The following is a 14,197-nucleotide window of genomic DNA, read 5'->3' on the forward strand; positions in this document are numbered from 1 at the left end:
CCTAGGGCACGATCGCGACGGTGATCTGGTCGCTGGCGGTCTGCTTCGCGAATGAGGCCGAGGTGGGCGTGGTCTGGATGAGCAGCTCGTAGGTGAACGACAGTGTGACGCTGGTGGCCGTCGGGTCGAGGGCCGACAGCACGTAGGTCTGTCCGTAGCTGTACGGCGCCTTCATGAGGTAGCCGGGCACTATGGTGGTCTGGTCCACGAAGGGTGCGGGCGGCTCCAGCGCGCCCGTGGGCCCGGTGACGGCCGTAATGACGGTCATCTTGGACAGGAACACGTCCTGGCCGTCGTCGGTGCCGAGCGTGGCGCTGAGGGAGAGGCTCACGGGCTTGTTCGCGCCCGCGGTCCACTCGCCCATGTTCAGGCTCGAGGAGTAGTCCACGGTGAGAGCCGCATCCCCGGCCGTGATCTGGTGCCGGGTCGATCCCGTGGCCAAATCGTTCTCGATCGCCGTGATGGTGGCTTTGGCCTTCGGGGTCGCGGATGGGCTCGCCTCGAGGCCGGCCCAGGGGGCCTGACCGCAGGCGGCGAGAGTAATCGTGAGGCCGGCCGCACAGGCCAGCGCCGCAAGGCGGGTACGGGTTGACGTCGTCATGGGATCCCCCGGGGGTGCACTGGTGCGCGCGGCTGGTGCGCTGGTCTTGAGCATATCTTGTGAAAACCTTGCCCCCGACCGGGGGTCAGACCGTGTTTTGCCCTGACACAGTGGGGACTGTGAATGACAGCAACAACGCCACCCAGACCGCGCCCAGCCCGGATGCCCACGCCAACGAGTTCAATTCGATGGTGGCGGGCCTGCCGACGTACCGGTCCACCGTGGGCTGCATCGTTCCCGCGTACAACGAGGCCGACTCCATCGCCGGCGTGCTCGACTCGCTGCTGGCCCAGACCCGGCTGCCCGACGTCATCCACGTGGTGGTCAACAACACCACCGACGACACCGTGAAGATCGCCAGCCAGTACGCCGGCCCGCACGAGGTCGTCACCGACGGGGTGATGCAGTTCACCGAGGTGTTCGTGCACGACATCGGGGTCAACCCCGACAAGAAGGTCGGCGCGCTCAACTACGGCTTCTCACTCATCGAGGGCTGCGATTTCCTGCTCGGCGTCGACGGCGACACCACAGCGGCGCCGAACGCCGTCGAGCAACTCGAGGCCGAGATCGCCTCGGACACCCGCGTCGGCGGCATCTCCGCGATCTACAGCATCGACGACACCGTGATCCAGGGCCTCGTCCCCAGCTTCCTCATCGCCGGCCAGCGCGCCCAGTTCGCCGCGTTCAACATGCAGAACATGCTGCGCGGCCGCAACATGGCCGTGCTCGGCGGCCAGTTCTCGATCTTCTCCATCAAGGCCCTGCGCGAGGTCATGGTCGACAGCCACCAGGCCACCCCGTGGGTCAAGGACAGCGAGGTGGAGGACTCCCTGCTCTCGCTGCAGATCAAGAGCGCCGGCTACCTCACCAAGATCAGCGCCCAGGCCCGCGCCAACGTGGGCGGCATGACCACGCTGCGCGGCCTGGATGCCCAGCAGGTCAAGTGGAACTTCGGCGCCATCGAGCTCATGTGGCCCGGTCAGCGCGGCGACACCAAGGGGCAGCCGTTCCACCCCAACCTGCGCCTGCGCTGGCTCGAGAACTTCTCGATGATCGTCAACGTCATCACCCGGGTGATGTTCTTCATCCTGCTGTTCGCTTCGCTGTCGATCGACGCGTTCGTGTTCAGCCCGATCTGGCTGATCCCGCCGGTCATCGCCATCCTGCTCAACTTCCGCACCGCCATGTCGATGAAGAGCCGCACCTGGAAGGACATCGTCTTCGCAATCGGGTTCCTCCCCGCCGAGATCTACATGTGGGTGCGGATCGGCCACTTCGTGCGCGCCTGGACCAAATTCGCCAGCAACAAGCAGGTCGACAACTGGGCCGAGCAGGCCAAGGCCGAGCGCGGCTCCGGCAACGCCTACCTGGTACCCCTCCTAGTGGGACTCGCCGCGGCGGCCGCGATGGTGTTCATCTGGTTGCAGCTACCCATCATGGTCCAGTCCACCATCCTGTGGATCGGATGGCCGATCCTTGGAGTGACCACAGTGCTGCAGACTTTGACTATGTTCTTCACACTGATCAAGCGCCACCGCGGCTACCGGGTGTGAGCGCCCACATCGAGGCCCTCGCCCTGCGCAAACTGCTCGCCCAGGTGGGCGGCGACCAGAATATGCAGCGCCGCTTTGTGCACGACTTCGTGCACCTGTGGCACAGCCGGTCCAAGCGGCTGGCCGTGGCGCTGACCCAGCGATTCCCGGATGCCGAGGAAGCCCACGTGGTGTTGCTGAGCATCCGCTCGAGCAGCACCATGGTGGGGGCGGTCACGGTGGAGGCCACCGCCGCGATGATGCACGACGCCCTGCGCGACGGCGATATCGCGGGTTCGGTGAGTCACATGACCAGGCTGAACGAGGTCGGCGAGCTGGCCTGCTCCGACCTGGCCGCCATGTTCGCCCTGCAGCGCTAAGCCCCCGCCCGCCTCGTCGGTCGAGCTTGTCGAGACCCCGTGACGTGCCTACAAGACGCGCCCATCCCGTCGGTCGAGCCTGTCGAGACCCCGCGACCCGAAAGCGACCCCTAGTACGAGTCGCGCCCGGCCTGATCCGACGCCGCCAGCCGGTAGCCCACGCCGCGCACGGTCTCCAGCCAGCGCGGGGCGGTGAGGCTGTCACCGAGCTTGCGCCGCAGGTTGCTCAGGTGCGCCTCGACGGCACGCTTGTCGGCCTCGTTCACGTAGTACGACGTCACGTAGCTCTCGCCGCGCAGCAGCAGCGCCAGGTCGGCCTTGCTGCGCACCCGCCGCTTCGACTCGAGCAGTGCGGCCAGCAGGTCGAACTCGGTGCGGGTCAGGTCCAGCTCAGTGGTGCCGAGCATGGCCAGGCGCATGTCGTTACTCAGCCGCAGCCCGTTGTGCTCGATCCAGTCGTCGGCGCGTGCGTCACTGCTGGCGGATTCGGCGGTGCCGGCCTGGGGAAGCGGCACGGTCGCGACGTGCTGCCCGCTCATCGCAACCGGGGCCAGGCTCGGCGGCAGGTCGGCCGCCGGGGGAGCGGGCGCGGTGACCGGCGGAACGTACGCGGGGGTGTACTCGGGTTCCGCGGCGAGCTGTGCGCCGGCGGCCGGTGCGAACGCGGGGGCGGCGGGCTCGGTGATGACCTCGGTACCCTCCGGCGGCAGTGCCAGCCGGGGGCGGCGCAGCATGGCGTCGATGCGGGCGCGCAGTTCGCGCGGCCGGAACGGCTTGGTGAGGTAGTCGTCGGCGCCGGACTCCAGGCCCTGCAGCGTGTCGATCTCTTCGTCGCGGGCGGTGAGCATCACGAGGTAGGTGGCGCTGAACGCGCGAATCCGCTTGGCGGTCTCGAACCCGTCCATGCCCGGCATGCTCACGTCGAGCGTGGTGACGATCGGGTCGTACGCGCGAACCGCACGCACCCCGTCGAGCCCGTTGCTCGTGGCGATGGTCTTGAACCCGGCCTGGGTGAGTACGGCTTCAAGCAGATGGCGGATGTCTGCGTCGTCCTCGATAATGACCGCTACCCTGCGTATTTCCCCGGTCGTCGACATACCTGAGTATATTACGCGGGTCGAGCATCCATCAGATAGGCCCGATTCGGCCCGCCGCCCGGCTACCAGCCGGCAGCGGCCGCGAGCTCGAGGGCCCGCTCGTTCCACCATTCGCCGGCGGCCGGACCGCTGTTGCAGGTGCCGTCGCTCTCGCCCGGCTCCTTCACCCACAGATTCGCGTCGCGCAAGGCCCCATCCGTTGTGGCTTCGGGAGTGCCGCCCAGGGCCCGCCCGGAAGGGTTGCACCATTCGCCGTTGCCGCCCCGGCCGTTGCGCGAGGTGTCGACGACGAAGTGGGCCCCGCCGGTGAGCGCGGAGACCGCCTCACCGAAGGCCTGCTCGGCGGCCGAGTCGTTGTAGTTCGAGACGTTGGTCGCGAAACCGCGCACCTGCGCGACGCCGGCGCGGTTGAGCAGATCGGCGGCGGTGGCCGGGGTGAGCCAGTCGGAGTGGCCGGCGTCGAGGTAGACCGTGGCGACCGTGGGCGCGAAAGCGGCCACGCCTTGCTGAATCTGTGCCACCCTCTGCTCCACGTTGCCGCACTCGGTGGCCAGCGCCAGCGCATCCGGTTCGAGAATAACCACGGATGCCTTCAGCGTCAGCGCCGTCGCGATGGAGGCCACCCAGGTGGGATAGTCGGTCTCCGAGAGGCCGCCGGCCGAGAAGTTGCCGCAGTCGCGGTCGGGGATGCCGTAGACCACGAACACCGGCGTCTGCCCGACCTCTTCGGCGGCATCCGCGATGGCGGTGACGTCGGCCTGCACGGTGTTCAGCGGGTACTTCTCCGGCATCAGCCAGATCGCGGAGGGCTGCTCGGCCAGCTTGCCGAGGGTGGCGGCCGCGGCGGAGTCCGGGTCGGCGACCGCGGCGGCGGTGGCAGCCACCTGCGCGGTCGAGTTCGGGTTGGTATAGAAGGAGCGGCCGGCGAGAGGGTTGCCGGCGGCTGCGCTGGTGGCGGTGACCGCGAAGCTGCCGATGAACAGGCCGAGCGCCACGATGGGCGCAGCGAGGGTGATGATGCCCAGGGAAAGGCCGAGACGACTACCGGTCGAGTCCATTTTGCAACCTTATCGCCCGCATCCGGCGTTCGCAGCCGGGGGCTGCTGCGCCCCGGCGGAGCGGCCCGCGCGGCGGGTTAGAGTTAGAGCGTGAATTCAGAAAAGGTCGATGTCGCCCTGATTGGCGGGGGAATCATGAGCGCCACCCTGGCCACCCTGCTCGCCGAACTGCAGCCGGACTGGAACATCCAGGTCTACGAGCGCCTCGGTGAGCTCGCGCAGGAGAGCTCCAATCCGTGGAACAACGCCGGGACCGGCCACGCCGCGCTCTGCGAACTCAACTACATGCCCCAGGCTGCCGACGGCACCGTCACGGCCGAGAAGGCCGTCGCCATCAACGAGCAGTTCCAGATCAGCCGCCAGCTCTGGTCGCACCTGGTGGAGACCGAGGTGCTGCCCGAGCCGGAGAAGTTCATCAACTCCACCCCGCACATGACCTTCGTGCACGGCACCGCCAACGTGGACTACCTGCGCAAGCGCATGGCCGTGCTCGCCGACCAGCCGCTGTTCGCCGGGATGGAATACAGCGAGGACCCCGCCGTCATCGAAAAGTGGACCCCGCTGCTGACCAAGAAGCGCGCCGCCAAGCAGAAGATCGCAGCGACCCGCATCGAGTCCGGCACCGACGTGGACTTCGGCGCCCTCACTCGCTACCTGTTCGCCTCGCTCAAGAAGCGCGGCACCGACGTGCACCTCAACCAGCAGGTCACCGCGCTCAAGCAGCAGGATGACGGCTCCTGGAAGCTCAAACTGCTCAGCCTGGTGGGTCGTTACACGAACACCGTCGAGGCCCGCTTCGTCTTCGTCGGTGCCGGCGGCGGCGCCCTTGCACTGCTGCAGAAGAGCGGCATCCCCGAGATCAAGGGTTTCGGCGGTTTCCCGATCAGCGGCCAGTTCCTGCGCACCGACAACCCCGCCATCGTCAAGCAGCACCAGGCCAAGGTCTACGGCAAGGCCGCCGTGGGCGCGCCGCCGATGTCGGTGCCGCACCTCGACACCCGGGTAGTGGATGGCGAGACCTCACTGCTCTTCGGCCCATTTGCCGGGTTCAGCCCCAAGTTCCTCAAGACCAGCACCTGGTTCGACCTGCCCTTCTCCGTGCGCGCGCACAACCTCGTGCCGATGCTCGCCGTGGCCAAGAACAACTTCGGCCTGATGAAGTACCTGGTCGGCGAGGTCTTTGCCTCCCGCACGGCCAAGCTCAACGCGCTGCGCGAGTTCATGCCCACGGCCAAGGCCGAGGACTGGGAGCTGATCACCGCCGGCCAGCGGGTGCAGGTCATGAAGAAGGACGCCAAGGCCGGCGGCATCCTGCAGTTCGGCACCGAGGTCATCACCTCCGCCGACGGCAGCATCGCCGGGCTCCTCGGCGCTTCGCCCGGAGCCTCCACCGCCGCGCCGATCATGGTCGACCTCCTCAAGCGCTGCTTCCCGAGCGAGTACTCCCGCTGGGAGCCGCAGCTGCGCGAGATGGTCCCGAGCCTGGGCACCAAACTCTCCGACGATCCCGCCGCGGCCGCCGCCTCCCTGGCCGCCACCGCCAAGACCCTGCACCTCACCGCGTAGGCGCGGCCGGCCGGCCTGCGCTGCGCCTGCGCCTGCGCCCCGCATCCGCTGCCCGACCGCGAGCTATGCGGGTCAGGCGCCGCTGTGCGGGTGGCGTGCCCCCCGCATAACGGCGCCTACCCCGCATAACGTCAAGACCGGCGGATGCGGCGCCCCGCCGGTTGAGCCACCCCGCATGACACCCACCACCTTGCATCCCACTCGAACATGTGTTCGACTGGATGCATGCGCTGGAGTGGACAGGAACTAACGACCGAGCAGGCCGGCGCGCTGCCCGGCCTGGCCCGGCTGAACAACCTGGTGCGCAGCGTCCGCACCCCCGAGTTCGACGGGATCACCTTCCACGAGGTGCTCGCCAAGTCCGCCCTCAACCGGGTGCCCGGCCAGAGTGCGATGCCCTTCGGCTGGACCATCAACCCGTACCGCGGCTGCTCTCATGCGTGCACCTATTGCTTCGCCCGCCCCACCCACAACTACCTCGACCTCGACGCGGGCAAGGACTTCGACAACGAGATCATCGTGAAGGTCAACGTGGCCGAGGTGCTCAGTAAGGAACTCGCCAAACCCACTTGGGGCAAGCATCCGGTGGCGCTAGGCACCAACACCGACCCCTACCAGCGGGCTGAGGGCCGCTACCGGCTGATGCCCGGCATCATCGCCGCGCTCTCCGACTCCGGCACCCCCTTCTCGATCCTCACCAAGGGCACCCTCCTGCGCCGGGACCTCGACCTGCTCCACGAGGCCAGCCAACAGGTGCCGGTGGACCTCGCCATGTCCATCGCCATCTACGACGACGCCCTGCAGCAGGCCGTCGAGCCGGGCACCCCGAGCACCAAGGCGCGCCTGGCCACGGTCAGCGCAATCCGCGACAAGGGCATGGACTGCTCGGTTTTCCTGATGCCGATCCTGCCGTTCCTCACCGACACCAAGGCGCACCTCGACGAGGCCATGCGCCAGGCCAAGGCCGCCGGCGCCACCGGGGTGCTCTACAGCGCCCTCTACCTCAAGCCCGGGGTCAAGGAGTGGTACTTCCAGTGGCTCGAGCAGGATCATCCCGAGCTCATGCCCCAGTATCGCGAGCTTTACAAACGCGGGACCTACGCGCCCAAGGAGTACCGCCAGTGGTTGGCCGAGCGCATCCAGCCGCTGATCCGCGCGCACGGCCTGCAGCGACGCCGGGAGGACCCGGCGACCGGCGGCATCCTCTCCAAGGCGCTGACCGCGCCCAGCAACCCCAACTCCCCGCCGCCGTCCCTCATCGCCGCCGAACTCCCGCCCGAATTCTCACCCACTCTGTTTTGACCCTCACCGAGCACACACCACCGTCGAACCGGCTGCCCGCCAACCCCCGCACACCTGAGATAATCAGACGCGGAGAGGGCGCAATGTCACTTGGGTTACCCGACCACCTGGTCAAGGCCACGCTCAGCCGTGCCCTCGCCCGGGCGTCGCACTGGTTCGGCCTGGTCTGCCTGGCCGGCGCCCTGCTCTCGGTCCTGGCGCTGAGCGTGTTCCCCGTCACCGAGCGGCTGCAGATCACCGTCGCCGCGATCCTCGGCATGGGCGCCCTGCTGGCGGTCCTCGCCCGCTGGCGCACGGTGCCGCTGACCATCGCCTACCTGCTGGTCGGTGCCCTGTGCACCTACCTGTTCACCAGCGCGGTGCTGGGCATGCCCGGCGTCTTCCCGTCCTCGGACATGTTTCTGATCTCGCTGCCCAAGATGGCCCTGATCATGGTCGGCGGCGCCGGCACCGGCGCGCTCGTCGGCGTGCTGTGGAGCACCCTGGGCTTCCTCCTCGCCGAGGCCGCCGCCACCCTTGCCATCTCGCAGACCCCCGTGCCCGACCGCCCCGACGTGTTCACCGTCGTCACCTATCTGTTCTTGGTCGGCGTAATGCTGCTCGACGGCCTCGCCCGCCGCACCGGACGCGCCGCCCAGCCCGCCATCCACCGCGCCGTGCAAGACGACGAGTCCCGCATCCTGCGCCACGACTTCGACGTGCGCGCCATCGCCCTCATGCACGACACCACCCTCAACCAGCTGGTGTCGGTGGCCCGCGCCAAACCCGGCCCGCTCAGCCGCGGCCTCGAGGCCGGCCTCCGCGAAACCCTGCAGACCCTCGCCGAGCGAGACTGGCTCACCCACGTCGACGAGCGCACCGCCGCCGCGGCGGGCAACGACGGATGGCTGTCCAGCGCCGTGTTCCGCGCCATCGACCGTATGCGCGACCGTGGCCTCGTCGTGGACATCACCGGCGACAAAGAGGCCCTGGCGCGCCTGGACCCGCAGAGCGACAAGGAGCTGGGCCTGGCGGTTCAGCAATGCCTGGTCAACGTGCTGCTGCACGCCGGCATCGTCACCGCCGAAGTGGTCATCGACGCCGACGGTCAGAACGTCTCGGTGATGGTGCTCGACGCCGGCCGCGGTTTCATGGAGTCCGAGACCGGCAACGACAGGCTCGGGCTGCGCCAGTCGGTACGCAAACGCATCGAACGGCTCGGCGGCTCCGTGGTGATCTGGTCCCGTCCCGGCGCCGGCACCTCGGTGTTACTCACCCTGCCCGCCCCGCCCATCGTGCCGAGCACCATCGCCGCGGCCGCCGAAGTCGCTGCCGAAACCGCCCCCGCCGCGGCTGCGGCCGCCGCCGAAACAGCCCCCGCCTCGACCACCGAGACCGACCCAGCCACCACCCCCACCGACAAGGCCACCCCGTGACCGCCCATCGCGCCACGCAGCAGCGCCTCGACCCGCTGGGCACCCTCGCCGCCTGGCCGCTGTCGCCAGCGATCGCCTCGATCGTGCTCTGCTACTCGGTGATCGCCACGGTCCTGCAACAGGACCAGATCCGAAACCCCCTGATGGCCACCCTCGCCGTGCTGGCCATGGCCGCCGCCGCGGCCACCCTGGTGATCGGCACCCAACCGGCGCGGTCGCCGTTCGGCCGCCGGATCCACCTGATCATGGCCGGCTTCGCCCTGCTCGGGTACGTCTGCGAGCAGCTCAGCCGGTGGGGCGACAACCTACTCGTCCAAGACGACTTCGGCCCGGTCTGCATCGGTTTCCTCCTCCTGGCGCTGGCCCCCTACCGGCCGTGGCGGGAGATCGCCCTCTCCGGCGCCGTCGCCAGCGTCGTCGCCATCCTGATCACCGTGCCGCAAGCCGGCTCCTATGAAGTGCACGTCCCCGTCGCCGTGTACGCGATCGTCTCGGTCACCCAGATCCTCGCGCCCACCGCCGCCGGCGCCGCGTACTCGCGCCGCATCGTGCGCTCGATCCTGGCCTGGCAGACGGATGCCCGCCGCGCCATCGTCGCCCGCACCGAAGAAGCCCGCGGCCAGATGGCCCGGGCCGTGGTGGAGCAGCAGGTCTCCGCCCTGAAGTCAGGCGTCATCCCGTTCCTCGCCGAGCTCCTCGAGCGTGGCACCGTCACCGCCCTGGACGTGGCGCAGGCCGGCCAGCTCGCCGCCGAGGTTCGCCGCACCCTGGTCGCCGAGATCGACCGCACCTGGCTGGACTCCGTGGCCACCCGGGAACGTGCCGCCCTGGCCGAGCGCGGTACCCCGGGCCTGCTCGTCGTGGCCGACCCCGAGCACCGGGCCACAGCGTTCCGCGCCGAACAGCGTGCCGCCACCGCCGCCCTGATCGGGGCCCTCTGCGCCGCGCCCGGCTTCGACCCGCACAGCCTCGTCGTGCAGATCACCGGCTCGAGCACCCCCACGCCGCCCCGGCCCGCCCCGGCCACCCTCACCGCCCCCAGGCCCACCCTCACCAAAACGGCACCGCCGACATCCGTCGCGGTCGACACCATCACCATCCAGGCCGCCCTCGACCTGCCGCCCCGCAAGGTGCGCGCGCTGCTGCGCCCCTACCTCGGTGTCATCAGGGTGGTCTTCGCCAATGTGCGGGTCACCGTGCGGCGCCCCTCCCTCACCATCGAGTTCGACGGCGCCCGCGACCCGCACCAGGTCGGGCCGCCCCGGGAGGCCCTGGCCACCCCGGCTACCCCCGCCGGGGTTCGCGCCAAGCAACCGCCCCGCCAAGTACGCTGAACCTCAAGAAACAAGACGCACAAGACGTATAAGAGGGCGGTACCGGCGGTAATGGCGAAACTGTATTTCCGATACGGGGCGATGAACAGCGGCAAGAGCACCTCGATGCTCCAGGCCGCCTACAACTATGAGGAGCGCGGCCACCGGGTGTTGCTGGCCAAGCCGTCGGTCGACACCAAGGGCGACCGCGGCATCCTCTCCCGCCTGGGCGTCACCCGCGGCGTCGACTTTCTGCTCACCCCCGAGACGGATGCCTACGCCCTGTTCCAGCAGCACCGGCACGAGACCGAGGCAACCACAGGGCTCGACGTCAGCGCCCTGCTCGTCGACGAGGCACAGTTCCTCACCGAAACCCAGGTCGACGACCTGCTGCGCATCGCGATCCTCGAGAACATCCCGGTGCTCGCCTACGGCATCCGCACCGACTTCCAAACCGTGGCCTTCCCGGGCAGCCGCCGGCTGCTCGAGGTGTCGCACAGCCTCGAAGAACTCAAAACCATCTGCCGGTGCGGTCGCAAGGCCGTCTTCAACGGGCGCAAGGTCGACGGCGCGTTCGTCTTCGACGGCGACCAGGTAGCAATCGACGGCGTCGAGGTGACCTACGAGTCGCTCTGCGGCTCCTGCTACCTCGAGGAGAGCCACGGCGTGCTCAACAACCGACGCCGGGAACCGGCGGAGCGAGGGCGCTCAATCGGCGTGGATTCGCACGAAGCGAGTCCGGCCACCGAGAGCGCCCCAGCTTGCCCCCCGGCAAGTTCCCCATCATCACCCTAGGGAAGCATCCGCGGCGGCAAAAGCCGTCATTTATCAGGGCACTCGATTCCGCACGGCAGAAGAGGCAGATATGCACAGGTTCCGCGTTGCGCTGATCGACGACCACGAGATCGTGGCGCGCGGGTTCGCCGGCCTGTTCGCCACCCTGCCCGAGATCGAGGTGGTGGCCACCGTCGCCACGGTCGCCGAGCTGCTGGCCGAGGTGGGGGAGACCTCGGTCGACCTGGTGATCCTCGACCTGCGCCTCTCCGACGGCTCCACCGTCACCGGCAACGTCGACCGGCTACGGGCCACCGGCGCGGCCGTGCTCGCGTTCACCGGCGGTGACGACGCGGGTCTCATGCGCGCCGCCGCCCGCAGCGGTGTGCTCGGCGTGGTGCGCAAGTCCGAACCCACCGACGTGCTGCTCGACGCGGTCACCCGGGCAGCGGCCGGCGACACCATCGCCTCCACCGAGTGGGCGGCAGCGCTGGATGGCGACCCCGACCTCTCCGATGCCGGCCTGAGCCCCCGCGAGCGGGAGGTGCTCTCGCTCTACGCCGCCGGTGCCAAGGCCCCGCTGGTGGCCTCGCACACCGGACTGTCCGAGCTCACCGTGGTCGACTACATCCGCCGGGTGCGCTCGAAGTACGAGAGGGTCGGCCGGCCGGCGAACACCAAAATCGACCTGTACAAGCGTGCGCTGGAGGACGGCATCCTGCCGGTGCCCGGCCGCTCATGACCGCGCTGACGGGCAGCCCCGGCGCGCTGCAGGCCACCGACCCGACCGTCCCGATTCCCATGGTCGCCGAGCGACCGGCCCACACGGCCACCGCCAACCTCACCCGGCTGCTCTGCATCGCCGTGGCGGCCGCGGCCGGCATCTTCGGCCTGCTCTCACTGCCGTCGTTCCTGGCGCAGGCCTGGCCGAACTCCGCGTTGGCTGCGGCCGCCTGGGCCGCGTCGTTCGGCCTGCCGGTCGCCCTGGGCCTGACCGCCCGGTGGGGATCGGCGCGCATCCTGCGGGGCATTGTCGCAGCCGAGGCGCTCAGCTTCGTCGGGATCCTCGGATTCTGGCTCATCGTGCGCAGCACACCGCTGCCCGCCGGCGCCGACATCCCCTGGGTGATCACCTTCACCGGGGTGCCTTGCGTGGCCGTGGCCATCTTCGCCCAGCCCCGTCTGGTGTGGGCGTTCACGGTGCTCACCTCCACACTCAGCGGTTTTGTGCGCTTCACGACTTCCGCCGAGGCCGACCCGGCCCTCATCGGCCTGGCCGACGGCCTGTACTCCCTGCTGCTGGTCAGCGTGTTCGTCGCGTTCACCCTGGCCGCCCGACGCGCCTCGGCCCGCGTCGACGAGGCCACCCTGCTCACCCGGCAGGCCGAGGCGCACCGGGCCGCGCGGGTGGCCCGCCGGCAGGAGCGACTGAGCATCGACGCGCTGGTGCACGACAGTGTCATTTCCACCCTGCTGATGGCGGGCCTGGGCCGCACCCCGCCGTCCGTGGTTTCCGGCCACGCGTCCAAGACCCTCACCCAGCTCGATGCGCTGCGCGCCCCGCCGCCGCAGCCGGTGCTGCTGGTCTCCGACGCCGCCGCCCGCATCGGCACGCTCGCCAATCAAATCGCCCCGGCTGCCGTGGTGCAGGTCGACAACCCGGCCCGCGCCGGCCAGGAAGCGGGCATCGAACGCACCGTACCGTCGGCGGCCGTGACGGCCATCCTCGGCGCGGTCGGCGAGGCCCTGCGCAACTCGGTCAACTCGGCCGCGGGGCAGGACCCCGCCCGGACGGTGCACCGCCGTGTCACGGTGCTCTCCACCACCGACGGCTTCCAGGTCACCGTCAGCGACGACGGCGTCGGCTTCGACCCGGCCCTGGTGCCGCCCGAGCGGCTGGGCATCGCCGAGTCCATCCTGGGCCGCATGTCCCGGTTGCCCGACGGCGCCGCCCACGTGCGCTCCACCCCAGGCCGCGGCACCGACGTAGTGGTGGCCTGGGCCCCCGACCGCGAGCCCGCGAATCGCGCGCCAATTTACCCAACGCCACCCCAATCGGTCGAGCCTGTCGAGACCCCATCGATCGAGCCCCATCCGTCGGTCGAGCCTGTCGAGACCCCCACCTTCCTCTCCAGCTCCCTCGACCTCACCACCCCCATGGCCCGCCTCATCCTGGCCCTCTTCGTCTTCGTCCACGGCCTGCTCGCCGTCATCAACATCGTCCCCGGCCGACCGCTGGCCCTGATGCTCGGCGCCTACGTCGCGATCGTGCTCTCCGCCATTACCCTGATGCGCCCCATGAACCGCCCTTTCCCCCGCACGCAGGTGGCCGTGGCCCTCACCCTCAGCGGCGTCGGCGCCATTTTGATGTTCGGCTACCTGCCCGCCCACGACGAGGCTCCGTTCGCGCACTGGCACCTCGGCGCGATCACCCTGATCCTGGTGGTGCTCGCCGCCCGCGGCCAGATCCGGTCGGCCTGGATGGGCTACGCGGTGCTGGCCCTTCTCACGGTGGGCTGGGCGGTCGAGACCGGCCAGTCGGCCATGGTCGGGGTGGACCTGGTCAGTCGGCACGCCGGTACTCTGCTCGCCGGCAGCCTCTTCGTCGTCGGGCTCGGCCGCTCCGAACGTGACCTGCGGGTGCTCACTCAAGACGACCTGGCCCGCGCCCGGCAAGACGCCACCACCGTGGCGGCCATCCGTGAGCGCAAGGCCCAGCTCCGCCGGGTCAACGCCCTCGCCCGGCCCACCCTGCTGCGCCTCGCCGAGCCACACGCCCTCACCGCGGAGGAGCGCGCCCAGTGCCTGCTCGTCGAGGCCAGCCTCCGCGACGCCATCCGCGGCCGCTGCCTGTTCGTGCCCCCGGTCGTCCACGCCGTCCAGGCGGCCCGGCTGCGCGGCGTGGAGGTCACCGTGCTCGACGACAGCGCCGACACCCCGCCCGAGCACCTCGAGACCCTCGCCCGCACCGTCGCCGACGCGCTCGACACCATCGAACACGGCCGCGTCACCGTACGTGTGCTGCCGGCCGGCCGAGCGGATGTGGCCACCCTCGTGATCGAGTCCGGCACCCACCGCATCCTGGGCGTCGGCCCCGACGGCACCGTGCGGACCCCCGAGTAGCCGGGCCACCCTCCGCAGCACCATGTGCCGCACCTC

At 69.7% G+C, this 14,197-nt stretch carries 12 protein-coding genes; 9 read left to right on the top strand and 3 right to left on the bottom strand.

Annotated features, from left to right (window positions below):
- Position 1 precedes the first annotated feature (1 nt).
- Positions 2 to 601, bottom strand: coding sequence for a hypothetical protein (locus B7495_RS02305; protein WP_088457849.1), 600 nt, complete (start codon positions 599 to 601; stop codon positions 2 to 4).
- 119 nt (positions 602 to 720) lie between these two features.
- Here B7495_RS02305 and B7495_RS02310 point away from each other — a divergent pair, with 119 nt between their 5' ends.
- On the top strand, positions 721 to 2,154 hold the full coding sequence (locus B7495_RS02310; protein ID WP_240632360.1) for a glycosyltransferase: 1,434 nt from the start codon (positions 721 to 723) through the stop codon (positions 2,152 to 2,154).
- Positions 2,151 to 2,513: a hypothetical protein gene (locus B7495_RS02315; protein ID WP_088455148.1), complete on the top strand. Its 363-nt coding sequence runs from the start codon at positions 2,151 to 2,153 to the stop codon at positions 2,511 to 2,513. Before B7495_RS02310 ends, B7495_RS02315 begins: the two co-directional genes overlap by 4 nt.
- 110 nt (positions 2,514 to 2,623) lie before the next feature.
- Here B7495_RS02315 and B7495_RS02320 read toward each other — a convergent pair whose 3' ends face one another.
- Positions 2,624 to 3,610, bottom strand: a complete 987-nt coding sequence (locus B7495_RS02320; RefSeq protein WP_174776279.1) for a response regulator transcription factor — start codon at positions 3,608 to 3,610, stop codon at positions 2,624 to 2,626.
- A 62-nt stretch (positions 3,611 to 3,672) separates the two neighbouring features.
- The gene (locus B7495_RS02325) at positions 3,673 to 4,668 is read right to left on the bottom strand and encodes a glycoside hydrolase family 6 protein (protein WP_088455149.1); all 996 of its coding nucleotides are present in this window, start codon (positions 4,666 to 4,668) and stop codon (positions 3,673 to 3,675) included.
- Between the two features lie 90 nt (positions 4,669 to 4,758).
- On the opposite strand from B7495_RS02325, the gene B7495_RS02330 reads away from it, so the two are divergent.
- The 7 genes from B7495_RS02330 to B7495_RS02360 all read left to right on the top strand — a co-directional run bounded on the left by B7495_RS02330 (position 4,759) and on the right by B7495_RS02360 (position 14,161).
- A complete protein-coding gene (locus B7495_RS02330; protein WP_088455150.1) occupies positions 4,759 to 6,234 on the top strand; it encodes a malate:quinone oxidoreductase in 1,476 nt (491 codons plus the stop codon).
- Between the two features lie 225 nt (positions 6,235 to 6,459).
- Positions 6,460 to 7,536 (top strand): Rv2578c family radical SAM protein, encoded by a 1,077-nt coding sequence (locus B7495_RS02335; protein WP_088455151.1) that lies wholly within the window; start codon positions 6,460 to 6,462, stop codon positions 7,534 to 7,536.
- Positions 7,537 to 7,619: 83 nt separating this feature from the next.
- Positions 7,620 to 8,951 (top strand): sensor histidine kinase, encoded by a 1,332-nt coding sequence (locus B7495_RS02340; protein WP_088455152.1) that lies wholly within the window; start codon positions 7,620 to 7,622, stop codon positions 8,949 to 8,951.
- A complete protein-coding gene (locus B7495_RS02345; RefSeq protein WP_088455153.1) occupies positions 8,948 to 10,285 on the top strand; it encodes a hypothetical protein in 1,338 nt (445 codons plus the stop codon). The genes B7495_RS02340 and B7495_RS02345 overlap by 4 nt, the downstream gene beginning before the upstream one ends.
- A 51-nt stretch (positions 10,286 to 10,336) precedes the next feature.
- On the top strand, positions 10,337 to 11,059 hold the full coding sequence (locus tag B7495_RS02350) for a thymidine kinase (protein WP_088455154.1): 723 nt from the start codon (positions 10,337 to 10,339) through the stop codon (positions 11,057 to 11,059).
- Between the two features lie 70 nt (positions 11,060 to 11,129).
- Positions 11,130 to 11,780, top strand: coding sequence for a response regulator transcription factor (locus B7495_RS02355; RefSeq protein ID WP_088455155.1), 651 nt, complete (start codon positions 11,130 to 11,132; stop codon positions 11,778 to 11,780).
- Entirely contained in the window at positions 11,777 to 14,161 is a 2,385-nt protein-coding gene (locus tag B7495_RS02360) for an ATP-binding protein (RefSeq protein WP_088455156.1), read from the top strand. Before B7495_RS02355 ends, B7495_RS02360 begins: the two co-directional genes overlap by 4 nt.
- Positions 14,162 to 14,197 lie beyond the last annotated feature (36 nt).

The sequence above is a fragment of the Cryobacterium sp. LW097 genome (genome assembly GCF_002205495.2).
GTDB lineage: Bacteria > Actinomycetota > Actinomycetes > Actinomycetales > Microbacteriaceae > Cryobacterium > Cryobacterium zongtaii.

Coding starts and splice junctions, on each gene's coding strand:
- B7495_RS02305 (WP_088457849.1), bottom strand. CDS start 601: ATGACGACGTCAACCCGTACCCGCCTTGCGGCGCTGGCCTGTGCGGCC.
- B7495_RS02320 (WP_174776279.1), bottom strand. CDS start 3,610: ATGTCGACGACCGGGGAAATACGCAGGGTAGCGGTCATTATCGAGGAC.
- B7495_RS02325 (WP_088455149.1), bottom strand. CDS start 4,668: ATGGACTCGACCGGTAGTCGTCTCGGCCTTTCCCTGGGCATCATCACC.
- B7495_RS02335 (WP_088455151.1), top strand. CDS start 6,460: ATGCGCTGGAGTGGACAGGAACTAACGACCGAGCAGGCCGGCGCGCTG.
- B7495_RS02340 (WP_088455152.1), top strand. CDS start 7,620: ATGTCACTTGGGTTACCCGACCACCTGGTCAAGGCCACGCTCAGCCGT.
- B7495_RS02350 (WP_088455154.1), top strand. CDS start 10,337: ATGGCGAAACTGTATTTCCGATACGGGGCGATGAACAGCGGCAAGAGC.
- B7495_RS02355 (WP_088455155.1), top strand. CDS start 11,130: ATGCACAGGTTCCGCGTTGCGCTGATCGACGACCACGAGATCGTGGCG.
- B7495_RS02360 (WP_088455156.1), top strand. CDS start 11,777: ATGACCGCGCTGACGGGCAGCCCCGGCGCGCTGCAGGCCACCGACCCG.